The organism is Mycobacterium sp. 4858, assembly GCF_900240975.1.
Taxonomy (GTDB): domain Bacteria; phylum Actinomycetota; class Actinomycetes; order Mycobacteriales; family Mycobacteriaceae; genus Mycobacterium.
On record NZ_LT968776.1, the window covers coordinates 2,597,037 to 2,618,131 of the forward strand.

A 21,095-nucleotide genomic window follows, 5' to 3' on the forward strand; every position below is an offset into this window, starting at 1 on the left:
AGCCCGCGGGCCGCTAGACCGTAAGCACGATCTTTCCGCTCACCTTGCTCGACGTCAGCAGTTGATGCGCCTCACCGGCCTGCTGAATCGGCATGCGGGCGCCGATGATCGGCCGGACGCGGCCCTCGGCGATCATCGGCCAGACCGAGCCGATCACCGCCTGCACGATCTCGGTCTTGCTGTTGGGCCCGGTCACTGGGCGGGCACGCAGCGTGGTGCCGATCACCCGGGCGCGCTTCGCCAAGAGCTTGCCGATGTTGAGCTCGCCCTTGATGCCGCCCTGCATGCCGATGATGACCAGCTGTCCGTCGGTGGCCAGGGCGTCGATATTGCGGTCCAGGTAGGCGGCGCCCATGATGTCGAGGATCACGTCGGCTCCGCCGCTTTCTTGCAGCCGCGCGACGAAATCTTCGTCGCGGTAGTTGATGGTGATTTCGGCGCCCAGCTCACGGCAGAATTCCAGCTTCTCCGCCGAACCGGCCGTGACGGCCACCCGGGCCCCCAACGCCCGCGCGACCTGGATCGCGTGGCTTCCGATGCCGCTGGCGCCGCCGTGCAGCAGCAGCAGCTGGCCCGCACCCAGGTGGGCGGTGAGCACCAGGTTGGACCACACCGTGCAGGCCACCTCCGGCAGCCCGGCGGCGTCGATCAGGTCGACACGAGAGGGGATCGGCATCACCTGGCCGGCGGGAACGGCGACGTACTCGGCGTACCCACCGCCCGCCAGCAGCGCGCAAACGTCTTGTCCGACAGTCCAATCCGTGACACCTTCGCCGGCGTCGGCGACCACGCCGGACACCTCCATGCCGATGATGTCGCTGGCGCCCGGCGGCGGCGGATACTTACCGGCGGCCTGCAGTAGGTCGGCGCGGTTCACGCCGGCGGCGGCGACCTTGATCAACACCTCGCCGGGTCCAGCGGACACGTCGGGCGCGTCTTGCCAGGAAAGGTGATCGGGGGATTCGGCGACGATGGCGCGCATGGTGGCCACGCTACCGACCCCCGTTACGCTTATCGGCGGTGGCGTGGCAGAGCGGCCTAATGCACTCGCCTTGAAAGCGAGAGACGGCTAACACCGTCCGGGGGTTCAAATCCCTCCGCCACCGCGCGTGTCACCCGACGGGCTGGTGCAGCATCGGCGCGTAGCGAAGCAGTGCCCCGATGCCGTCGGCCGGGGCGATCCGCTCGTCGGTGCGCACCAGCGACGCCCCGACCGCAATCGCGAACAGCGGCAGGGCCTCGTCGGCGCGCAGCGTCTTGTCCGCGGCCGCGCCGTGCTCGGACAACACGTTCGCGTCGGGGGCGACGGTCGTCAGATCGGCGTCGGCGACCACGGTGGCGTCGCCGACGTCACCGATGATCAACGTGTCCACCGCGCCCTGGCGCAGGGCCGAGCACACCGCGCCCAGCCCCTCGGCGGCCAGCCCCGATTGCCGGCCTACCTCGGCGGTGAACCGATCGGCCGCGTCGTCGATGACCCGCAACCGTCGGCTGACGAACGCGGCTTCAATGGCCCGCCGAACTTCTTCGTCGTCGTGACCGCTGTGTCGCGCACCCACCTGCAGCTGAATCACCCGCTCGCGCAGTCGATCTGGCAGGGCGGACAGCAGGTCCGAACGTGACCGCACCTCGCCGACGACGAAGATCATCTCGATCGACTTGTCGTCGACCAGCTCGCCGACCCGGTCGGCGACGGCTCGCACGTTCTTGCGGGCGGCTTCATCGGTGCGCAATTGCGGGTCGCCGTATCCGGCGGTTTCGGCGCCGGCGGCCTTGTGGACGGGATAGCCGCCACCGTCAACGGTTTCGGTGCGCAGGGTGCCGTTGACGTGGGCGGTGATGTCGGCGCCGGTGTGGTCCGCCACCACCAGCAGATAGTCCGGGTGATCGAAGCCCAGTTCGACGATCGGTAGCACGAAAGGCAATTCGGAGACGCGCACGACCGTCTCGGCGGTGGGCCGGGTGAGGTGCTCGTTGAGGAGCACGCCCTGGGAGCCCGCCACCACGCCGCGGCCGCTGCGGCCGATCGGCGGGCGCAGGCCCAGCACGGCGCGCCCGATGTCGTCGATCACCGCCGCGCCGGCGACCTGTCTGTCGAGTTCTTCTTTCAGCGCACGCCATTTGAGCTCGAGCTGGGCTTCGGCGTCGTGGGTGTCGTGCGAATCGTCGAAGTAGACCGACGCGAACGGCCCGGGGGAATCCAGCAGCTTGCGAAAGCGTTCAGAGTCCATGTCTTTGGGTGCCCGGCGGGCCGGGCCGCAAACCCTAGTAGCTGCGGTCGCCTTCGCTGTTGTCGAAGAAGCGCCATTGGCCGTCGGCTTCGACTTCCATACGCCAGCCCAGTTCGTTGCCCTCGACCGCCTCGTCGGCGAACCAGGCGTGCGCCTTGTCGGCGCTTTCGATGTCCTTGGTCGCGACGACGTCGCCCTTGGGGTTGAGCACTCGGTAGGTAGCCATCCCGGCAGTGTTCCCACCGCCGGGTGCCCTCAATCGGTGGGAATCTCGGCGGCGATGGTGTCCATCAGGGCGGTGTAGCGCTTGGCTTCCGGGTCGCGGCCGGGCTTGCCGCTGCTGATCACGCCGGCCGCCAGACCGCGCGCGGGGTCGGCCCAGATCGCGATGTTGACCAGGCCGAGGTTGCCGAACGCGTTGGGCGCGTGCAGCCCGAACGGTCCCCACCGGTCCGTTCCGAGAATGAAACCGGTGCCCCAGCGGGCGGGTTGCAGCCCGACCGCGAAATCGGGTCGCAGTCGCCGGCATTCCTTGACCGCGCCGTACATCGTCTCCGGGCTCAGCACCCGCACGCCGTCGAGAGTGCCACCGCGGCGCCAGATTTCGGCGAACCGGGACATCTCGTTGGCGGTCGACACCGTGTTGGACGACGGGATGATCGTGGTGAGGAACAGCGGGGTATTGGTGATCGGGATCATCTCGTGCACGGTTCCGCCGATCGCCTTGCGGAAGATCTGCGCCACGATCGGCGGGAGCGGGCGCCCCGTCGCGTGGCTGGGCGCGACCAGTGGCAGGTCTTCTTTGGCGACACCGAAGTTCGTCCACCGGAAGCCGAGCGGGTCGAGGATCTCGGTGGCCAGAATTTCGCGAATTTCCTTGCCGGTGGCCGCGTACACGATCTCGCGGATCAGCGGACCCCAGGTCAGGGCGTGGTACATGTGGAACAGCCCGGGGCGGTAGATCGGCCGCAGTTCACCGAGCTTCTGTTGCGCGTATTCGTGGTCGTCCGCGCGTTTGACGTCCGGCTTGGGTCCGGTGGGGAAGGGCAGCCCGGCGCTGTGCGTCATCACGTGCCGGATGGTGATCCGGTGCTTGCCGTGGCTGGTGAAGGTGGGGATGTAGTCGCACACCCGGTCGTCGAGTGAGAAGACGCCGCGCTCGACGAGCATGTGCACCACGGTCGCCGCGATGCCCTTGGCTGCCGAGTAGACGCAGAACGGCGTGTCCGTCGTGACGGGGATCTTCTCGGCGTCGGCCGGGTCGCTCGGGGCGTTGCCCCAGCCGTGGCCGATCGCCCGGTTGAGCACGACGCGCCCGTGCCGACGGAGGCACAGCTGGATGGCCGGCTGGAAGCCTGCCTCATACCAGTGCCGCGCGGCCGCCCAAATCCGGTCGACGGCGGCGCCGTCGATCTCGGAGTAGTCCTCGTCGCCGATCGCCGTCACGGCGTCCAGGTCGGCCGGGACGCGGATCTTGCCGTCTGGTGTCGTCACCTCAGCGAGGGTACGTGGCGCCGGATCACTCCCCGGTGAATCGCGGCGGGCGCTTCTCGAAGGTCGCCGCGATGCCCTCGGTCAGGTCCTTCGACGGCAGGAAGGCGGCGTTCCAGGCGGCGACGTAGCGCAGGCTCTCCGACACGGCGGCGGTGCGCTGCTGGTCGAGCACGTCCTTGATGCCGTGCACCGCCAGCGGCGGGTTGGCGGCGATCTCGGCCGCGGTGGCGTGCGCGGCGGCCAGCGTGGCGTCGGCGTCGTCGTACACGTCGTTGACCAGGCCGATCTTCGCGGCCCAGGCCGCGTCGATGTCCTTGCCGGTCAGCGCCAGCTCACGCAGGTGCCCGTCGCTCAGGATGTACGGAAGCCGGGCCAGGCTGCCGACGTCGGCGACGATCGCCAGTTTGACCTCGCGCACCGAGAATTTGGCGTCGGCGCTGGCGTAGCGGATGTCGACCGCGGAGATCAGGTCGACGCCGCCGCCGATGCACCAGCCGTGTACCGACGCGATCGTCGGGGTGCGGCAGTCCGCGACGGCGGTGATCGCGCCCTGCATGCGCTTGACCTCGCGGTGGAAGACCGCGCGCGGGCCGGCCAGCGCGTCGCCGGACAGCAGCGGGGTGAACGAGCCGCCCATCGCGGGCACGTCCAGGCCGTAGCTGAAGTTCTTGCCCGAACCGGTCAGCACGATGGCCCGCACCTCGGGGTCGGCGTCCAGGGCCGCGAACAGCTCCGGCATCTCCGACCAGAACGCCGGGCCCATCGCGTTGCCCTTGCCCGGCCCGATCAGCGTCACCTGCGCGACATGATCTTTGGTTTCCACCGTGACGGATTCGTATGCTTGCGCCATATCGAGACCGTAGCGTGGCAAACATGGCTCCTGATTTGCGGCCCGGCCCACATTCCCCGCCCACCGACGAACTGCACAGCGCCGAGGACACGCTCGGGGTGCTGCAGCGCGTGCTGCACACGATTCCGGCCGACGATCTGTCCCGGCGGACGCCGTGCAGCGAGTTCGACGTGGCGCAGCTGACCGAGCATCTGCTGAAGTCGATCGCCGGGCTCGGGGGCATGGTGGGCGCCGCTATGCCGGAGCGCGAGCAAGGCGATTCGGTGGAACGGCAGGTGGTCGCCGCGGCCCGGCCGGCGCTGGATGCCTGGCATCGCCGCGGCCTGGACGGCACGGTGCCGTTCGGCAAGAGCGAGATGCCCGCCAAGACGGCGTGCGGCATCTTCTCGGTCGAATTCCTGGTGCACGCCTGGGATTACGCCGCGGCGGTGGGCCACGAACTCAACGCCCCGGAACCACTGTCCGAATACGTGCTGGGGTTGGCGCGCACCATCATCCGGCCGGAGATTCGTGCCGGTGCCGGGTTCGACGACCCGATCGACGTCCCGGCCGACGCCGGCGCGCTCGAGCAATTGGTCGCCTTCACCGGGCGCAACCCGGCCGGCTAACCGCCGGGACGCGACGCCGACGCCGTGGCGATGGCGCTGACAACCTGCCGCAGCCAGCGGTGGGACGGATCCTGGTCGAGGCGCGGGTGCCAGACGGCGGCGGACCGTAGCTCGCCCAGCTCCGGTGGGGCCGTGAGCACGCGGGTCTGGGCCGGGTCGGCGATGGCGCGGGCCAGCTGCGCCGGAACCGTCAGGATCAGCTCGGTGCCGGGCAGCATGTTTGGCCCCGGAGCGAAGTAGGGCATCCGGACCGCTATCCGGCGCTTGGCGTCGTGCGCCTCGAGCGCCCGCTCGATCCACGGCTGGTCGAGCGCGATGTCCACATGCGGCCAGCGCAGATAGGCCGACAGCGAAACAGCCGTCTCCGCGGCGAGCGGGTGGTCGGCGGCCACCACGCAGACGAACTGATCGGTGAAAAACTGTGTGCTGCAGTACCGGTCGGGCACGGCGCGGCCGTAGATCACCAGGTCAAGCGTCCCAGCGTCCAGCTTGTCGAACGCGCGCGAGTCGAGGGCTTCGCAGTGCACCGTGGAGGCCGGTGACTGCGCCAGGATGGAGTGCACGACTGCGGGACCGAACGCGGAGAGCGCGTAGTCGGTGATGGCCATGCGAAACGATTGGGCTGCGGTGGCCGGGTCGAAGGATTCGTTGGCAAACAGTTGCTCGAGCTGGGTGACGGTCGTCGCCAGCTGGTCGCGGATCCGCTCGGCTCGCGGGGTCAACGAGTAGCCGTCCGGGCCGCGCACCAGCAACTCGTCGCCGAAGTGTCGCCGCAACCGCTGCAACGCGCGGCTCATCGCCGGCTGGCTGAGCCGGGCTCGCTCCGCCGCGCGCGAGACGTGCCGCTCCTCGAGCAGGGCCATCAGGGGCGGAAGCAGATTCAGGTCCACCTTATCGATATGCGTCTCGCGCATGTGTCGCATGCTAACCATTCATTTCACAAATGTCAGCAGGTGCAAGAGGCTTTAGGTGTAAGAACTTTATCCCCCTCGAGCCCGAAGGAGAGACCCGACATGACACAAATGCTGACCCTCACGGTCGACCACGAAGAGCTGATCGCCCGGGCCGCCGAGCTGGAGGCCCCGATCCCGGCACCGCCGAGCGACAACCCCCAAGCACCCTGTGCGTTGGACATGGTCACCGCGGCCGCCGCCCAACTCGCGCTGTCCGCCGACAACATGCGGCTGTACTTGGGCGTGGGCGACCGGGTGCGGCAGCGGCTGGCAGAGGCGCTGCGAAATGTCGCCAAAGCATATGAGGACGTCGACGAGAGTGCTGGGCAGTCCATCCTGACCGGCCGTTCCCTGTCGGCGGTCACCGGGTTCGCGGTCGAGCCGGTTGAGGCACCGCCGGTCGCCGAGGAGCTGATGTCGGCGAATTTCTTCACCCCCTACTACCCGGTCAAAGAGGCGGCGCAGAAGATCGCGGCAACCGACCGGGGCGCATCATTCGACCGATTCGCCGACGCGTGGACCGCATATCAGCGGACCTTGCTCGAGGCCGCCCGCCGCTTCCGGCCGTTCGACCACTGGGCGGGCGACGCGAGTCAGGCGGTCGAGGCCAACTTCGACCAGCAGCGGGCCTGGCTGTACGAAATGGCGGACGAGTGCGCCACGATGGCGGCTCAGGCGCGCAACGTCGCCTCGACACAGCGCTGGGCACTTGCCGAACACCCCACGGCGGAGGAGATCGCCCAGCTCGATGAAATCTGGTCGAAAGCGTCCGGCTCCGGCGTCGGGGCCACGATCATCCAACACCAAGTTCAGCAGGAGTACGCGAGGTTGCAGGAGAAGTCGGAGGAGGTGTTGCCCGAATACGAGAAGAAGGCGGCTCTGCCGCTGCCGCCGATCAAGCCGTCAAGCCCCCCGACCGCCTGGGCGCCGCCCGCGCCGCCGCCCGACCTCGGCGACCTGATTCCCGACCCCGGCAACGGTCTTCCCGACCCGGGCGACAGTCTTCCCGAGCCTGGCAATGGTCTTCCGGACCCTGGCGACGGTTTCCCCGAGCCTGGCAATGGTCTTCCGGACTCTGGCGACGGTCTTCCCGACCCTGGCAATGGTCTTCCCGACCCTGGCAATGGTCTTCCGGACCCCGGCGACGGTTTCCCCGACCCGGGCAACAACCTTCCCGACCCCGGCACCCCGGACGGGAAGCCGCCCTCGGACGGGGATTGGGAAGACGGCTTGGGTGACCTCCCGACAGACTCGCCCAATGACCGCTACCCCGGCTTTTCGCCGATGCCTGCCATGCCGAACTGGTCGAGAAATGCCACCACAGGCGTTCCGGCCGGCGCCAAGGGATATCCGCACGCCTGGACCGGCGCGCCGGCAGCCTCGAACGGCCAAAAACCGAAGTTGTCCGGCGGCGGCATCGGCCGTGGCGGTGCGGTGATCACGGCGGGGCCGCTGCAGCCGGCCGTGGAGGCCGAAGCGGCGCCGGGACGACCCGGCGCGACCGGGCCCGCGGCGGCAACCGCGGGGGCCGGCCGCGGCGTTCCGGGCCTCGGCGCCGCGACGGGCGGTGCCGGCATGGGCGTCCCCCCGGTGGGGTCGCCCGGTGTGCAGGGGAACAACGCCGGAAGGGGCAGGCACGCCAAGCCGGACGAGGAGGCGCTCTACACCGAGGAGCGGCCCTGGACCGAGGGCGTCATCGGACGGCGCCGGCAGAAAGGCGCTGAGAACTGACCAAACTGACGGGCGGGCCTCCCTCAACCCACGAAGGAGGCCCGCCTGCTCGTCGGGCGAGGCGCGCGCAAGCACCCGGAGACGCCGGCCCGCTCGAGCGGTTGGTCGCCTTCACCGCCCGCAAACCGGCCAGTTAGCGTCGGCCTCCGCCGAACGTGCAGACAACGCGAAATCCGGGCAGCGTTTTCGCAGTCAGTCCACGCTCGGCGAGGCGCTACACCCGCTCGAGGTAGAAGTAGTAGTACCGGCCGTTATCCCGGACGCCCTTGCCGTTCATGATGCCCATGACGGCGTTGTCGTCGATCTTCTTGAAGTGGTCGTGCACGGGCTGGCCGTCGTAGACCATCGTCGCGGTGACCTCGCCGCGGAACTCTTCGAGCCACAGGCTGGCCTCGCCCTTGCCCATCTCGACGTTCGAGAACTTGTTGCCGTCGGCGTCCAGGCAGACCAGCGGCTGCACGTCCCGAGCCGACTTGAAGGTCTTGCCGAACCAGCCGGCCTTCTCCAGCTGGCCGTTCATCCGGTGGCCGGTGCGGAATTCGCCGCCCTGCCATTCGCCCAGCATGCCCTCGATCGTCGCGGGCTCCAGGCCGGCCCAGAAGTCGTCGAGCTCGGCATCGGGGATGTCACCGTCGCGCTCCTTGAACTCGGTGAACTGTTTGCGCGCCAAGTCCAATGGAGTGCTCCTTACGGTTCGGTGCGGGAAATCCAATCCCGGGCGAAGTGCAACAGGGCGTCATTCTCCTCCACCGCACCGATGGTGATGCGCACCCCCTCGCCGGCGAACGGGCGCACCACCAGCCGCGCGTCGGCGGCCTGCTCCGTGAAGTCCGTGGTACGAGAACCCAGCGGCAGCCAGATGAAGTTGGCCTGCGACGGCGGCAGGGTGAACCCGGCGTCGCGCAACCCCGCGCTGACGCGGGTGCGCTCGGCGACCAGCGCGTCGGTCCGCGCCATCAGCTCGTCGGACGCCTCCAGCGACGCGATGGCGGCCGCCTGGGCGACGTTGGTCACGGCGAACGGCATGACGACCTTGTCCAGCGCGGTGATCAGGTCCGGGTGACCGATTGCATAACCGACGCGCAGACCCGCGAGCCCGTAGGCCTTCGAAAACGTCCGCAGCACAACGACGTTGCTGCGCGATAGGGCCAGCTCCAGGCTGCTGGGCAGCATTCCGTCGCGGATGTATTCGACATAGGCCTCGTCGATGGCGATCAGGATGTGCGGCGGCACGGCTTCGACGAAACGAACGAGGGCGTCCGGATCGACCACCGTCGACGTCGGATTGTTCGGGTTGCAGACGAAGATCAGCCGGGTGCGATCGGTGACCGCGGCGAGCATGGCGTCGAGGTCGTGGGTGTGGTCGCTCAGCGGCACTTTCACCGCGGTCGCGCCCGACACCTGGACGATCGGCAGGTAACACTCGAAGCTGCGCCAGCCCATCATGACTTCGTCGCCGGCCGCGGAGGTGATCTGCACCAGCTGCTGGCACAGGCTGACCGAGCCGCTACCGACCGCGATGTGCTCCGTTGCGACGGAGGAGCCCAGGTGCATGGCCAGGGCCGCCTTGAGGTCGACGCTGGCGTTGTCCGGGTAGCGGTTGACGACGGCGACGGCCCGCTCGATCGCCGCGTGCACGCTGGGCAGCGGACCGTGGACGGTCTCGTTGCTGGCCAGCTTGATGGAGCCCGGCACGTTCTTGCCGGGGACATAGACTGGCAGTCCGACCAGTTCGGGACGCAGGCGGGCGGTCACTTCGACAGTTTATGTCGCGGATGTGTACGCTATGGCCGGTTCGGCGAGACCGGAAAGGGGTCGGGTACCCTCGAACAGTCCAAGGGAGGCGTGCCAGAGCGGCCGAATGGGGCTCACTGCTAATGAGTTGTCCCCCTCAAAGGGGACCGGAGGTTCAAATCCTCTCGCCTCCGCCAAGGAACACCACGCAAGACAACTGAACACACGGGCGCCCGTAGCTCAACGGATAGAGCATCTGACTACGGATCAGAAGGTTAGGGGTTCGAATCCCTTCGGGCGCGCTCATCACCGGTATGACGTTCGTTGACGCTCGACATTTCATCTTCGCCTGGTCCTTGAGACCGGAGTTCCCGAGCGCCGAAGCGGTCTAGTGAGACGAAAATCTGTGCGGCTCCGGAGCCTGCGCGGCATCGCCCGCCAGGCCTGCTAAGCGAACTGGCGCGTGGGGGAGCTCTTGAGGTATCGGCTTTGTAGCCGGTTGATGTGCGCCCGCGCTTCGGCGATGTCCCGGTGCAGGGCGGTCGCTTCGGCCCCGGCGCCGCGGGCTTCCAGCCAGGTCAGTTGGCGGGTCATTTTGTCCAGCACCTCGCACAGAGCCCGGATCAGCTCGACGGCTTGGGCGGCATCGCTTTCACCCATCAGAAGATGGTTGCACCAATGGCCTGTTGTTGACAGGGCAATGGCCGATTTGGAACGCGGTATTTAACGGAACGTAAAGCGTGCGGTAGCCGATGCGTCGCAACGGATAACGCTCGAGCCGTTGACGGCAGACGGCTGCGAACGCACCAGCCCTTATGGATGAGTAGGTTCGGGGGTTCAAATCCGCTCGGGAGGAGGCCGAGGATCTAGTGGCCCCGAACGGACCCCGAACGGGCCGCGTCGTCGGGGTAGGGCGGCGCGAAGGGAGACGCTAGTGGATCAGGGCACGCTCTCGATCAGGCCCAACGCGCGCTCGAAGAGGTGAACAGTGGCCGCGTGCAATTGATCGCCGACCTCTTTCTCGGCCTTGCCTGCACAGGCCCGGGCGAGCGTGCCTTCGATGACGATGCCCAGCTTGAAGCACGCCAGCACCGTGTACCAGGTGATGTGCGAGAGGTCGCGGGTGGTGTTGGCCGCGTAGCGCTGGAAAAGCTCGTCGGTGCTGGCCAGCCCGTCCTGCCCGCCCAGGGCGTGGCTGAACACGCTGGACCCGTCGGGCTGGCGCCAGGTCGCCAGCAGCCAGCCCAGATCCAGCAGCGGGTCCCCGATCGTGCACATCTCCCAGTCGACGATCGCGACCACATCCGGGCCGGTGTTGGAGAACATCACGTTGGCGGCGTGGTAGTCGCCGTGCATGATCCCGGGTGTCCACGTTGCCGGTCGGTGGCGTTCCAGCCAGGCCGACACTTCCCCGATTCCCGGGATCTGCGGCCCGGGGTAGCCCTCGTACTCGCTGTAGGAGTCCAGTTCGGACAGCCAGCGCGGGACCTGGCGTTCTAGGAAGCCCTCCGGCTTGCCGAAATCGCCCAGACCGACGGCGACATGGTCAACGGCGCCCAGCTTTGCCAGCGCGTCGGCCATCGAAAGGCCCATGCCGTGCCGCACGCTGGGATCACCCGTATGCAACGGCGGCAGTCCCTCCCCGGCGTTGAATCCCTCGACCGGGTCCATCAGGTAGAAGACCGCGTCGCCCAGCACGCCGGGGTCCTCGCAAGCGGCGATCAGGTGGGGGTGCGGCACGTCGGAACCGGCCAGGGCGGCAAGGACTTTCGTTTCCCGCAGGATGACGCTGTTGCTCCGGGGGCGCAGGTGCCGCGGTCCCCGGCGCAACACGTACGGCCGGCCGGCCCTGGTGAACCGGATCATGACGTTCTGGGTTCCGCCGGTGACGGCGGTGACGTCCTCCAGCGGCCCTTCGCCGAGTCCCCGCTCGGACATCCAGGCCGCGACGGCGTCCAGGTTCACGGCATCCACGTTCAGCCGATACCGATCTCGTCCATGCCAGCTCCTTTGCTGCAACCCTGTGGGCCGTCTGGGAAAAAGCGTAAGCCACCGCCGCGAACGGGCTCCGGGCGGCGGAGCCTGGAACAATAGTGTGGGCAACTAACTGAATCTCGCGCCTGGAAGGGAACTGGCGATGCCGCGTACCGACAACGATTCCTGGGACATCACCCAAAGCGTGGGAGCCACCGCACTTGGCGTCGCGGCGGCGCGGGCCGCCGAGACGGAGAGCGAGAATCCGCTCATCAACGACCCGTTCGCGCGCGTGTTCGTGGACGCGGCCGGCGAAGGCATGTGGAGCATCTATGCCGATCCCGCGCTGCTGGCCAAGGCGGTGGAGCTCGAGCCCGAGGTCGGCACGCGCATCCAGCTGATGATCGACTTCATGGCCACGCGGACAGCCTTTTTCGATGAGTTCTTCCTGGGCGCGGCCGACTCCGGCGTACGTCAGGTGGTGATCCTGGCCGCCGGCCTGGACGCGCGCACCTGGCGGCTGCCGTGGCCCGACGGCACGGTCGTCTACGAGCTCGATCAGCCCAAGGTCCTCGACTTCAAATCCACCACGCTGAGCGAGCACGGCGCGCAGCCCAGGGCGCGGCTGGTCAACGTGCCCATCGACCTGCGCCAGGACTGGCCGAAGGCGTTGCAGGAGGCGGGGTTTGACGCGTCGCGGCCTGCCGCCTGGTCGGCCGAGGGCCTGGTGCGTTACCTGCCGGCGCAGGGCCAGGACCTGTTGTTCCAGCGCATCCATTCGCTCAGCGCCGACGGCAGCTGGCTGGCCTCCAACGTGCCGGGCGCCGGGTTCACCGACCCCGACCTGGTCCAGCGCCAGCGTGAGGACATGCGGCGCATGCGGGCCGCGGCGGCCAAGCTGGTCGATTCCGAGATCACCGACTTCGACGACCTCTGGTATCCCGAGGAGCGCACCCCCGTCGACGCCTGGTTGCGGGAGCGTGGCTGGGACGTCGCCACGGCGACGTTCGCCGAGTTGATGGCTCGCTACGGTCGCAGCGTTCCGCAGGACGCAGAGTCCGCGATGCCGCCCACCCTGTATGTCTCCGCGCAGCGGCGTTAGCTAGCGCGTCAAACCACTTCGATTCGCTCCCCGGGCTCCGCTGGCGCACTGCCGAATTCAGCCGCGGCGAATGTTTAGACATAAGTCCAATGGGTAACTATCGTCCACGAGAAATTTTTCTCGACCACATTGGAGGTCACTATGCGTGGCAGCGGAATCATCGGCACCATTGCCCTGGTATGGCTGCTCATCGGGGTGTTCGCGGCATGGCAACGCGACTACTTCAAAGGTGACTCGACCAGCTGTGTCACGGCGGGAAACATTGCGTTGACCGTCATTGCGGGGCCTTTGAATTACGGGGGCGTCAACCCGAAAGTCAAGGACTGCCATGTTCCGCAGCCCAGTTCAATGCCTGGTGTTCTACTACCCCTCACCTAAAAGGAGTTGTGATGATTGTCTTGGGCGTAGTCCTGCTTATTCTCGGGTTTGTATTCAGTGTCCCATTGCTGTGGGAAATCGGTGTCGTGGTCTTGGTCATCGGCGCCGTGTTGTGGATCATGGGTTCGATCGGTCGTCCAGTCGCCGGCCGGCGCTATTGGTATTAGCCACCACGCCGGAAAACGGGATCGCGCGACTGCCGGGCGGCCGCGCGATCCCGTTCACAGGTCACGCAAAGCCAGGCCATAGCGGCGGCTCAGCGCGCTGCGCATACTGGAACCTGTGACACAGCCCCGAGCCTCCGTCGAGCGGGTTGTCATGTGCCGCGCGGACGGCAATCCGATCAACGTGTTGGTCGTGGACGACGAGTCCGTCCTGGCTGAGATGGTGTCCATGGCTCTGCGGTACGAGGGGTGGAACATCGCCACCGCCGGCGACGGGGCATCGGCTATCGCCGCCGCCCGGGCCCAGCGCCCAGACGTGGTCGTCCTCGATGTGATGCTGCCCGACATGAGCGGGCTCGACGTCCTGCACAAGCTGCGTGAAGAGAACCCGCAGCTTCCGGTGCTGCTGCTGACGGCCAAGGATGCGGTGGAAGACCGCATCGCCGGGCTGACCGCGGGCGGCGACGACTACGTCACCAAGCCGTTCAGCATCGAAGAGGTGGTGCTGCGGCTGCGCGCGCTGCTGCGGCGCACCGGCGTGACCACGCTGGACAGCGGCGCCCAGCTGGTCGTCGGCGACCTGGTGCTCGATGAGGACAGCCACGAGGTCACCCGGGCCGGCGAACCGATCGCGTTGACCTCCACCGAGTTCGAGCTGCTGCGGTTCATGATGCGCAACTCCAAGCGGGTGCTGAGCAAGGCCCAGATCCTCGACCGGGTGTGGAGCTATGACTTCGGCGGCCGGTCCAACATCGTCGAGCTCTACATCTCCTATCTGCGCAAGAAGATCGACAACGGTCGCGACCCCATGATCCACACGCTGCGTGGCGCGGGTTATGTCCTCAAGCCGGCCCGCTAACCCGCGGCGGGCCTGGTCGCTGCGGCTGCGGCTGCTGGTCGGGCAGATCGTGGTGCTGGCCATCGTGTGCGTCGGCATCACCGCGGCGACCGAACTGGCGCTCAACCACCACCTGGTCAAGCAGCTCGACGGGCAGCTCGCCGGCACATCGTTCCGCTCGGCGCTGATGTATCCCGAACCGAACCGCCCGGGTTGGCGCCACGAGCACTCCTTCTATCCGCGGCCGGGCCCCGGCCCGCGATTTCTCGACGCCCCCGGTCAGCCGGCGGGCATGGTGGCCGCGGTCGTCAATCACGGCAAGACCGTCGACGCGGGCTACCTGACCAGCAGCGGCACCCGCGCCGCGCTGACCCCGACGGCCCAGAACCAACTGGAACAGGTCGCCTCCAGTCGCGCACCGGTCACCGTCGACCTGGATGGCCTCGGCCGATATCGGGTGGTCGCGGCCCCGAGCCGGAACGGGGGCGACACGATCGTCACCGGTCTGTCGATGTCCAACGTCGACGCCACCCTGATCCGGATGCTGATCATCTTCGGGATCGTCACCGTGATCGCCTTGGCCGCCGCGACGATCGCCGGGGTCGTGATCATCCGCCGGGCGCTGGCACCGCTGCGCCGGGTCGCGCAGACCGCGAGCAAGGTGGCCGACCTGCCGCTGGACCGCGGTGAGGTCCAGCTGCCGGTCCGGGTGCGCGAGTCCGATGCCAACCCCTCCACCGAGGTGGGCCAGCTCGGCTCGGCCCTCAACCGGATGCTGGACCACATCGCGTCCGCCCTGTCGGCGCGGCAGGCCAGCGAGACGCGGGTTCGCCAATTCGTCGCCGACGCCAGCCACGAGCTGCGCACGCCCCTGGCTGCGATCCGCGGCTACACCGAACTCACCCAACGCATGGGTGACGACCGCGAGGCGGTGGCGCACGCGATGAGCCGGGTGGCCTCCGAGACGGAACGGATGACGCGGCTGGTCGAGGATCTGCTGCTGCTGGCCCGCCTGGACTCCGGCCGGCCGTTGGAACGCGAGCCGGTCGATTTGTCACGGGTGGCCGTTGACGCGGTCAACGACGCGCATGTCGCCGGGCCCGACCATCAGTGGGAACTCGACCTGCCGGAGGAGCCCGTGATCGTCACCGGTGACGCGGCCCGGCTCCACCAGGTGCTGACCAACCTGCTCGCCAACGCCCGATTGCACACCGGCGCGGGCACGGTCGTGACGACGCGGTTGAGTACCGAGCCGGAACACACCGTGCTGCAGGTGATCGACAACGGGCCCGGCATCCCGGCGGCGCTGCAATCGGAGGTGTTCGAGCGGTTCGCCCGCGGTGATACCTCGCGCTCCCGCAAGGGCGGCAGCACGGGGCTGGGTCTGGCGATCGTGTCCGCGGTGGTCAAGGCCCACAACGGGACGATCAGGGTGAACAGCTCACCCGGTCATACCGAGTTCACGGTGCGGTTGCCACTCAACGGGTGGCAACCGCCCGCGAGCTCGGCTAGCTAGAGCAGGTGACGTCGATCTCGAACGGCTTGTTCACGGGCTGCATGGGGTTGGCCATGTCGACCCCGGTGGCCGTTCCGGTGATCTTGTAGCTGTTGCCGTTCTTCTCGGCGGAGGCGTTGCCCTGGCCGGTTCCGGACGTGTATCCGAGCGTCACGCCGTTGACGTTGCCCAGGCCAACGGATTTCACCTGCGGCGGGTTGGCGTCGGTGAGCACGGCGGCGATGCCGGTGGCTGCGCCACCGATCGCGATGTTGACGGTGCCGCCCGCGGACGTGCACACGACCGAGCCGCTCACGTTCTGGTCCTTGCCGTCGATCAGGACCTTGGTTCCGCTGGCGGCGCCCGCCGAGGTGTTCACGGCCGAGCTGGTGCCCGAACCGCCCGAAGGCTGCTTGCTGCTTGAACAGCCGGAGACTCCGGCGGCCAGAATTGCCGCTCCAGCCACCGCGACCGTCAGTCCACGCTTCACGTGTTCTCCTTTGCCCGAAAGTTGCGACCCTCGGCATTGAGGGCCGTCTGGGGCAGTATGCGGGTTAACTGGGCCGAACATCTAGCATTCGGGCGAATTGTTTCTGTGTCCGTTGATCACTGGACAGGATGCGGTGGAACGGCTTCGCGGAATGGCGCGTTGGTGGCAATGTATTGGCGTGCAGCACAAACCCCCCACCGCGGTCATCGAGGCGGCGCACCGCGCACACGCGCTGCCATTCGATGACGACGCGGACTTCCGCAACGCCGATCGCGGGTTCATCGCCGCCCTGTCCCCGTGCGTCATCAAGGCGGCCGACGGCCGGGTGGTGTGGGACAACGACGCCTACTCCTTCCTCGGTGGTCAGGCGCCGGCGTCGGTGCACCCGAGCCTGTGGCGGCAGTCGACGCTGGCCGCCAAACAGGGCCTCTACGAAGTGGTTCCCGGCATCTACCAGGTCCGTGGCTTCGACATCTCGAACGTCACGTTCGTCGAGACCGACACCGGCGTCATCGTCATCGACCCGTTGGTGTCCACCGAGGTCGCGGCGGCGGCGCTGGCGTTGTATCGCGCCCACCGCGGCGGCGAGCGCCCCGTCGTCGCGGTGATCTACACCCACAGCCACGTCGACCACTTCGGCGGCGTGCTGGGCGTCACCACACAGGCGGACGTGGACGCCGGCGCGGTCGACGTGCTGGCGCCGGAAGGCTTTGCCGAGCACGCTGTCCGGGAGAACGTCTACGCCGGCCCGGCCATGACGCGGCGGGCGACCTACATGTACGGCACGTTGCTGCCCCGCGGGCCGCAGGACCAGGTCGGTTGCGGGCTGGGCCAGGCCACGTCCACCGGCGAGGTGGCGATCATCGTCCCCACCATCGACGTCCGCGAGACCGGCGAGAGGCACACCATCGACGGCGTGGAGATCGAGTTCCAGATGGCGCCCGGCACCGAGGCACCCGCCGAAATGCATTTCTACTTCCCGCGTTTCCGCGCGTTGTGCATGGCCGAGAACGCCACCCACAACCTGCACAACCTGCTGACCCTGCGCGGCGCCCTGGTGCGCGACCCGCACGCCTGGTCGGGTTACCTCACCGAGGCGATCGACACCTTCGCCGACCGCGCCGACGTGGTGTTCGCGTCGCATCACTGGCCCACCTGGGGCAGGGAGAACATCGTCGAATTTCTCTCGCTGCAGCGCGACCTCTATGCCTACCTGCACGACCAGACGCTGCGGCTGCTCAACCGGGGTTACACCGGCGTCGAGATCGCGGAGATGTTCCGGATGCCGCCGGCGCTCGAGCGCGCCTGGCACACCCACGGGTATTACGGCTCGGTCAGCCATAACGTGAAGGCCGTCTACCAGCGCTACATGGGCTGGTTCGACGGCAACCCGGCCAGGCTGTGGCCGCATCCGCCGGAGGCTCTCGCTCCCCGCTATGTCGAGGCGATGGGCGGCATCGACCGAGTTGTTCAGCTGGCCCGGACGGCGTTCGACTCCGGCGACTTCCGGTGGGCGGCAACCCTTCTCGACCATGCCGTCTTCGCCGACAGCGACCATGCCGACGCTCGTGCGTTGTACGCCGACACGCTCGAGCAGCTGGCCTACGGCGCCGAGAACGCAACGTGGCGCAACTTCTTCCTCAGCGGCGCAACCGAATTGCGGAACGGAAACTTCGGCACGGCGGCTCAGGTCGCGTCGCCCACCATGTTGTCCCAGCTGACCCCCGAACAGATCTTCGACAGCCTCGCCATCCGGGTCGACGGGCCACGCAGCTGGGATCTCGACCTCGCCGTCGACATCGCCTTCACCGATCTGGCCGCCAACTACCGGCTCACCCTGCGCAACGGGGTGCTCGTCCACCGCAAGGCTCCGGCCCAACCCGCGACGGCGACCGTCACGGTGCAGCTGGACGGCAAGTCCCGGTTGCTGGCCGCGGCGCTGGGCGACTTCACCTCCCCGGGCCTGCAGATATCCGGCGACCAGGCGGCGCTACAGGCCCTCCTGGGTGCGCTGGACCAACCCGACCCGAGCTTCAACATCGTCACGCCCTGACGTCGAGATTGCCCTGAGGGCTGCTCCGGACCTGGATTTCACGACCATGGCGGCAATCTCGGCGCCACACCGCGTCATACGTCGATGACGACCTTGCCCAACACCTTGCGGTCGGCCACGTGCCGCAGCGCGGCCGCGGTCTCGGACAGCGGGAATCGCGCACCGATGTACGGGCGGATCGTGCCGGCGGCGAACATCTCCGACAATTCCCGCATGTCGCGGACGGCCTGGTCGGGATGGTCGGTCATGAAGGTGCGGATCTCCATGCCACGCACGCAGATGTCCTTGAGCAGAACGAGATTGAGCGGGATCGCCGGTATGGAACCCGCGGCGTAGCCCAGAGTGACGAAGGTGCCGCCGCGCGCCAGCGCGCGCAGCGCTGGCTCGGCGTACGGCCCGCCGACCGGATCGATGACCACCCGGGCGGCGTCGCCGGTGAGCTCGCGGATGCGCGCCTTCAAGTCCTCCCGGTCGTAGTCGACGGTCGCCTCGGCGCCGCGTCGCCGGCACAGGTCGAGCTTCTCGGGGCTCGACGCCGCGGCCAGCACCCGGGCCTTCATGGCGACGGCCAGGTCGACCGCGGCCAGCCCCACACCGCCCGCGGCGCCCAGCACGACGACCCAATCCCCTTCTGCCACCGCGGCGGTCGAGCGCAGCGCGTGATACGCGGTGCGGTACGTGACGCCGAAGGCCGCGGCCGACGCGAAGTCCGCGTCGTCGGGGATGAGCGCCGCCTGGCTCGCGTCCAGCAGTGCGCGTTCGGCGAACGCCCCGAAGGTGGTTCCGGCCACTCGCTGCCCCGGCTCGAACGGCGCGCCCTCGCCGGTGGCGATCACCTCGCCGGCGATCTCGTTGCCCGGTATGAACGGCGTCGGGATCTTGACCTGGTACTTGCCGGCGATGAAGAGCACGTCGGGGAAATTCACGGCGGCGGCGTGCACGCGCACCAGCAGCTGCCCGGGGGCCGGGACCGGCTCGTCGACGTCCTCGAGAACCAGGTCTTCCGGTGTGCCATAGGAACGGCAGACCACCGCGCGCATCAGCCGACCCCCAGACCGCGCAGGCAGAATCCGACCAGGTGCGTGATGTCGTCGGACCCGGGCCGGTCGGCAGACCCCACGTATCGCCGCATGGTCGCGGCCGTGCAACTGAACACCGCCTCGACGTCGCGCTCGACGTCGCTGCTGCCCAGCGCCGCAACGGGTTCGACGAGCAGGTCGCGCAGCGGCCGCAGCATCTCCTGATCGACCGCCGGCCAATTGGTGCGGGGTGACATCTGGCCCGCCGCCGCGCGGCTCATGCTGATCAGGTGCGGGTCGGCGACCTGCGCCATCGTGCCCTCGATCCAGCGAGCGACCCGCTCGCGCGGCTCGCTCTCCTTGGCCATCTGGTGCTCGAGGTAGGACACCACGATGCCGACGCCGCGCTCCATGACGGCCAGGATGAGATCGTCCTTGCCGGCGAAGTAGCGGTAGAACGCCTTGTTCGACGTGCCGGCCTCGGCGACGATGTCGCTGACCCGCGGTGGTTCCGGCGCCACCCGTTCCATGACGCGCACCGCGGCGGCCAGGATGCGCTCCACCTCCTCGGTGGCCTCCCGCTGGCGGTCGTCGAGCGCCCGCTCGACCGCCGCGGTCACCCGGCTGCTCACGGCGAATCGGGCAGCGCCGGAACGCGGTCGATGAGGTCGCCGTACTTGGTGCGCGCGGCCTCCCGGCGGATGTCCAGCAGCTCACTGGGCCACTCGGGGTCCTCGGCCTCGTAGTGTTTGAGCAGCAGCCGGGCCAGGTTGACCTTGTGGGCCTCGGTCGGCCCGTCGGCCAGGCCCAGCGCCACGCCGCCGAGCAGCACGTTGACCAGCGGAAGCTGGTCGGTGGTGCCGAGTGCGCCGTGCACCTGGATCGCCCGCAGCCCAATCGATTTGAGCACTTGTGACGCCAGGATCTTGCAGGCGCCGATCTCGGCGCGGGCCGCGTGTTCGCCGGCAGTGTCGATCAGCCACGCCGCGTGCAGGACCGCCAGCCGGAACGGCATCAGCTCGGTGTACGAGTCGGCGACGAACGCCTGCACCAGCTGCTTGTCGGCCAGCGAACTTCCTTGAGTGAAACGGCTTTTCGCGCGACGGGCCATCATCTCCACCGCGCGTTGGGCCACCCCGATCGACCGCATCGCGTGATGCAGCCGCCCGCCGGCCAGCCGGGTCTGCAGAATCATGAACCCCTGGCCCGGTTCACCCAGCAGCGCGTCCGACGGCACGCGCACCCCGTCGTAGTGCACCAGCGAATGCCCGGGTTCGTGCGGCAGCGCCCCCACCAGATGATGGGTGGCCTCGATGGTCAGGCCTTCGGTACCAGCCGGCACCAGGAACGTCGACGCGCCGCGGTGGACCGGCACGTCGGGGTCGGTGATCGCGACGACGATGAAGAACGAGGCGACGGAGGCGTTGGAGGAGAAGTACTTTCGCCCGGTGATCACCCAGTCCCCGTCTTTTTCCGAGCCGTCGCGGAAGGCGCGCGTCCGGAAGACCCGCGGGTCGGCGCCGCCCTGCGGTTCGGTCATGGAAAAGCAGGAGAAGATCTCCCCGGACAGCAGCCCGGCGAGATAGCGGTCCTTCTGCTGCTGCGTTCCGAAGCGGGCGATGATCTCCGCGTTGCCGGTGTCGGGCGCCTGCGTGCCGAACACGATCGGCGCCCACGGGCTGCGGCCCAGGATTTCGTTGATCAACGTCAGCTTGACCGCGCCGAAGCCCTGTCCGCCGAGTTCGGGGCCAAGGTGTGGTGCCCACAACCCCTGGTCGCGCACCTGCTGCTTGAGCGGATCGACGATCCGCCGGCGCTCGTCGTTCAGCGGCAGGAACTCGCAACCCGGGAACAGCACCTCGAGGGGTTCCACCTCGTGGTGGACGAAGTCGCGGACCCAGTCGAGCTTGTGCTGGAATTCCGGTTCGGTGGAGAAGTCCCAGGACATTCGAATGCTCCTATTCGTTCATTGGGCAGCGGT

The 21,095-nt window shown here is 68.2% G+C and carries 22 protein-coding genes and 3 tRNA genes; 11 read left to right on the top strand and 14 right to left on the bottom strand.

The genetic code is table 11. The features are described from left to right. Nucleotides 1-13: 13 nt before the first annotated feature. Entirely contained in the window at nucleotides 14-982 is a 969-nt protein-coding gene (locus C1737_RS20635; protein WP_102420049.1) for an NAD(P)H-quinone oxidoreductase, read from the bottom strand. A 37-nt stretch (nucleotides 983-1,019) separates the two neighbouring features. On the opposite strand from C1737_RS20635, the gene C1737_RS20640 reads away from it, so the two are divergent. Then, nucleotides 1,020-1,106 (top strand) — tRNA-Ser (locus C1737_RS20640). 6 nt (nucleotides 1,107-1,112) lie between these two features. On the opposite strand, the gene C1737_RS20645 is transcribed toward C1737_RS20640, so the two are convergent. The 4 genes from C1737_RS20645 to C1737_RS20660 are packed head-to-tail and all read right to left on the bottom strand — an operon-like array spanning nucleotide 1,113 to nucleotide 4,575. Beyond that, the gene (locus C1737_RS20645; RefSeq protein WP_102419339.1) at nucleotides 1,113-2,231 is read right to left on the bottom strand and encodes a hypothetical protein; all 1,119 of its coding nucleotides are present in this window, start codon (nucleotides 2,229-2,231) and stop codon (nucleotides 1,113-1,115) included. Nucleotides 2,232-2,265: 34 nt separating this feature from the next. Next, nucleotides 2,266-2,457 (bottom strand): hypothetical protein, encoded by a 192-nt coding sequence (locus tag C1737_RS20650; RefSeq protein WP_067920236.1) that lies wholly within the window; start codon nucleotides 2,455-2,457, stop codon nucleotides 2,266-2,268. Between the two features lie 29 nt (nucleotides 2,458-2,486). Beyond that, the gene (gene lipE / locus C1737_RS20655) at nucleotides 2,487-3,725 is read right to left on the bottom strand and encodes a lipase LipE (RefSeq protein ID WP_067920234.1); all 1,239 of its coding nucleotides are present in this window, start codon (nucleotides 3,723-3,725) and stop codon (nucleotides 2,487-2,489) included. A gap of 25 nt (nucleotides 3,726-3,750) precedes the next feature. Further along, the gene (locus C1737_RS20660; RefSeq protein ID WP_102419340.1) at nucleotides 3,751-4,575 is read right to left on the bottom strand and encodes a crotonase/enoyl-CoA hydratase family protein; all 825 of its coding nucleotides are present in this window, start codon (nucleotides 4,573-4,575) and stop codon (nucleotides 3,751-3,753) included. Between the two features lie 23 nt (nucleotides 4,576-4,598). On the opposite strand from C1737_RS20660, the gene C1737_RS20665 reads away from it, so the two are divergent. Continuing rightward, nucleotides 4,599-5,183: a TIGR03086 family metal-binding protein gene (locus C1737_RS20665; RefSeq protein WP_197509127.1), complete on the top strand. Its 585-nt coding sequence runs from the start codon at nucleotides 4,599-4,601 to the stop codon at nucleotides 5,181-5,183. Here C1737_RS20665 and C1737_RS20670 read toward each other — a convergent pair. Then, nucleotides 5,180-6,097 carry a LysR family transcriptional regulator gene (locus C1737_RS20670; protein ID WP_102419341.1) on the bottom strand — a complete coding sequence of 306 codons (918 nt, stop codon included), beginning with the start codon at nucleotides 6,095-6,097 and terminating at the stop codon, nucleotides 5,180-5,182. The two genes, C1737_RS20665 and C1737_RS20670, sit on opposite strands and share 4 nt — an antisense overlap. A 99-nt stretch (nucleotides 6,098-6,196) precedes the next feature. On the opposite strand from C1737_RS20670, the gene C1737_RS27450 reads away from it, so the two are divergent. After that, entirely contained in the window at nucleotides 6,197-7,867 is a 1,671-nt protein-coding gene (locus tag C1737_RS27450; protein WP_142393478.1) for a hypothetical protein, read from the top strand. Between the two features lie 214 nt (nucleotides 7,868-8,081). Here the strand turns inward: C1737_RS27450 and C1737_RS20680 are convergent, their stop codons facing one another. Both C1737_RS20680 and hisC read right to left on the bottom strand, forming a co-directional pair. Further along, nucleotides 8,082-8,543, bottom strand: coding sequence for a DUF4334 domain-containing protein (locus tag C1737_RS20680; RefSeq protein WP_068095730.1), 462 nt, complete (start codon nucleotides 8,541-8,543; stop codon nucleotides 8,082-8,084). A gap of 11 nt (nucleotides 8,544-8,554) precedes the next feature. Then, nucleotides 8,555-9,622 (bottom strand): histidinol-phosphate transaminase, encoded by a 1,068-nt coding sequence (gene hisC / locus C1737_RS20685; protein WP_068095724.1) that lies wholly within the window; start codon nucleotides 9,620-9,622, stop codon nucleotides 8,555-8,557. 84 nt (nucleotides 9,623-9,706) lie between these two features. Here hisC and C1737_RS20690 point away from each other — a divergent pair. Continuing rightward, nucleotides 9,707-9,798: transfer RNA gene (locus C1737_RS20690), tRNA-Ser, on the top strand. 32 nt (nucleotides 9,799-9,830) lie between these two features. After that, nucleotides 9,831-9,903 (top strand) — tRNA-Arg (locus C1737_RS20695). A gap of 145 nt (nucleotides 9,904-10,048) precedes the next feature. On the opposite strand, the gene C1737_RS20700 is transcribed toward C1737_RS20695, so the two are convergent. Together C1737_RS20700 and C1737_RS20705 are read right to left on the bottom strand one after the other, a co-directional pair. Further along, entirely contained in the window at nucleotides 10,049-10,261 is a 213-nt protein-coding gene (locus tag C1737_RS20700) for a hypothetical protein (RefSeq protein WP_068095719.1), read from the bottom strand. A gap of 279 nt (nucleotides 10,262-10,540) precedes the next feature. Next, the gene (locus C1737_RS20705) at nucleotides 10,541-11,539 is read right to left on the bottom strand and encodes a phosphotransferase family protein (protein WP_233214843.1); all 999 of its coding nucleotides are present in this window, start codon (nucleotides 11,537-11,539) and stop codon (nucleotides 10,541-10,543) included. A gap of 199 nt (nucleotides 11,540-11,738) precedes the next feature. Here C1737_RS20705 and C1737_RS20710 point away from each other — a divergent pair, with 199 nt between their 5' ends. The 5 genes from C1737_RS20710 (at nucleotide 11,739) to C1737_RS20725 (ending at nucleotide 15,573) form a co-directional block, all read left to right on the top strand. After that, nucleotides 11,739-12,677, top strand: a complete 939-nt coding sequence (locus tag C1737_RS20710; RefSeq protein WP_068095717.1) for a class I SAM-dependent methyltransferase — start codon at nucleotides 11,739-11,741, stop codon at nucleotides 12,675-12,677. 129 nt (nucleotides 12,678-12,806) lie between these two features. After that, on the top strand, nucleotides 12,807-13,055 hold the full coding sequence (locus tag C1737_RS20715; protein WP_082972912.1) for a hypothetical protein: 249 nt from the start codon (nucleotides 12,807-12,809) through the stop codon (nucleotides 13,053-13,055). Between the two features lie 11 nt (nucleotides 13,056-13,066). Further along, nucleotides 13,067-13,222 carry a DUF6131 family protein gene (locus tag C1737_RS26925; RefSeq protein WP_090419013.1) on the top strand — a complete coding sequence of 52 codons (156 nt, stop codon included), beginning with the start codon at nucleotides 13,067-13,069 and terminating at the stop codon, nucleotides 13,220-13,222. Nucleotides 13,223-13,373: 151 nt separating this feature from the next. Continuing rightward, on the top strand, nucleotides 13,374-14,078 hold the full coding sequence (locus C1737_RS20720; protein ID WP_067920214.1) for a response regulator transcription factor: 705 nt from the start codon (nucleotides 13,374-13,376) through the stop codon (nucleotides 14,076-14,078). After that, entirely contained in the window at nucleotides 14,056-15,573 is a 1,518-nt protein-coding gene (locus C1737_RS20725) for a cell wall metabolism sensor histidine kinase WalK (RefSeq protein WP_067920272.1), read from the top strand. The genes C1737_RS20720 and C1737_RS20725 overlap by 23 nt, the downstream gene beginning before the upstream one ends. On the opposite strand, the gene C1737_RS20730 is transcribed toward C1737_RS20725, so the two are convergent. Next, complete coding sequence (locus tag C1737_RS20730) at nucleotides 15,566-16,042, bottom strand: lipoprotein LpqH (protein WP_067920212.1); 477 nt, start codon at nucleotides 16,040-16,042, stop codon at nucleotides 15,566-15,568. The two genes, C1737_RS20725 and C1737_RS20730, sit on opposite strands and share 8 nt — an antisense overlap. Before the next feature lie 172 nt (nucleotides 16,043-16,214). On the opposite strand from C1737_RS20730, the gene C1737_RS20735 reads away from it, so the two are divergent. Then, complete coding sequence (locus C1737_RS20735) at nucleotides 16,215-18,095, top strand: alkyl/aryl-sulfatase (protein ID WP_199182998.1); 1,881 nt, start codon at nucleotides 16,215-16,217, stop codon at nucleotides 18,093-18,095. Between the two features lie 74 nt (nucleotides 18,096-18,169). Here C1737_RS20735 and C1737_RS20740 read toward each other — a convergent pair whose 3' ends face one another. From C1737_RS20740 to C1737_RS20750, 3 genes are read right to left on the bottom strand one after another with little or no spacing between them, the layout of a single operon-like run. Beyond that, entirely contained in the window at nucleotides 18,170-19,135 is a 966-nt protein-coding gene (locus C1737_RS20740; protein WP_102419345.1) for an NADPH:quinone oxidoreductase family protein, read from the bottom strand. Then, nucleotides 19,135-19,746, bottom strand: a complete 612-nt coding sequence (locus C1737_RS20745; protein WP_068095699.1) for a TetR/AcrR family transcriptional regulator — start codon at nucleotides 19,744-19,746, stop codon at nucleotides 19,135-19,137. Before C1737_RS20745 ends, C1737_RS20740 begins: the two co-directional genes overlap by 1 nt. Then, nucleotides 19,743-21,062 (bottom strand): acyl-CoA dehydrogenase family protein, encoded by a 1,320-nt coding sequence (locus tag C1737_RS20750; RefSeq protein ID WP_067920204.1) that lies wholly within the window; start codon nucleotides 21,060-21,062, stop codon nucleotides 19,743-19,745. Before C1737_RS20750 ends, C1737_RS20745 begins: the two co-directional genes overlap by 4 nt. Between the last annotated feature and the right edge of the window lie 33 nt (nucleotides 21,063-21,095).

Coding starts and splice junctions, on each gene's coding strand:
- C1737_RS20750 (WP_067920204.1), bottom strand. CDS start 21,062: ATGTCCTGGGACTTCTCCACCGAACCGGAATTCCAGCACAAGCTCGAC.
- C1737_RS20700 (WP_068095719.1), bottom strand. CDS start 10,261: ATGGGTGAAAGCGATGCCGCCCAAGCCGTCGAGCTGATCCGGGCTCTG.
- C1737_RS20725 (WP_067920272.1), top strand. CDS start 14,056: ATGTCCTCAAGCCGGCCCGCTAACCCGCGGCGGGCCTGGTCGCTGCGG.
- C1737_RS26925 (WP_090419013.1), top strand. CDS start 13,067: ATGATTGTCTTGGGCGTAGTCCTGCTTATTCTCGGGTTTGTATTCAGT.
- C1737_RS20645 (WP_102419339.1), bottom strand. CDS start 2,231: ATGGACTCTGAACGCTTTCGCAAGCTGCTGGATTCCCCCGGGCCGTTC.
- C1737_RS20660 (WP_102419340.1), bottom strand. CDS start 4,575: ATGGCGCAAGCATACGAATCCGTCACGGTGGAAACCAAAGATCATGTC.
- C1737_RS20665 (WP_197509127.1), top strand. CDS start 4,599: ATGGCTCCTGATTTGCGGCCCGGCCCACATTCCCCGCCCACCGACGAA.
- C1737_RS20670 (WP_102419341.1), bottom strand. CDS start 6,097: ATGCGCGAGACGCATATCGATAAGGTGGACCTGAATCTGCTTCCGCCC.
- C1737_RS20720 (WP_067920214.1), top strand. CDS start 13,374: ATGTGCCGCGCGGACGGCAATCCGATCAACGTGTTGGTCGTGGACGAC.
- C1737_RS20705 (WP_233214843.1), bottom strand. CDS start 11,539: ATGTCCGAGCGGGGACTCGGCGAAGGGCCGCTGGAGGACGTCACCGCC.
- C1737_RS27450 (WP_142393478.1), top strand. CDS start 6,197: ATGACACAAATGCTGACCCTCACGGTCGACCACGAAGAGCTGATCGCC.
- C1737_RS20740 (WP_102419345.1), bottom strand. CDS start 19,135: ATGCGCGCGGTGGTCTGCCGTTCCTATGGCACACCGGAAGACCTGGTT.
- C1737_RS20650 (WP_067920236.1), bottom strand. CDS start 2,457: ATGGCTACCTACCGAGTGCTCAACCCCAAGGGCGACGTCGTCGCGACC.
- C1737_RS20635 (WP_102420049.1), bottom strand. CDS start 982: ATGCGCGCCATCGTCGCCGAATCCCCCGATCACCTTTCCTGGCAAGAC.
- C1737_RS20710 (WP_068095717.1), top strand. CDS start 11,739: ATGCCGCGTACCGACAACGATTCCTGGGACATCACCCAAAGCGTGGGA.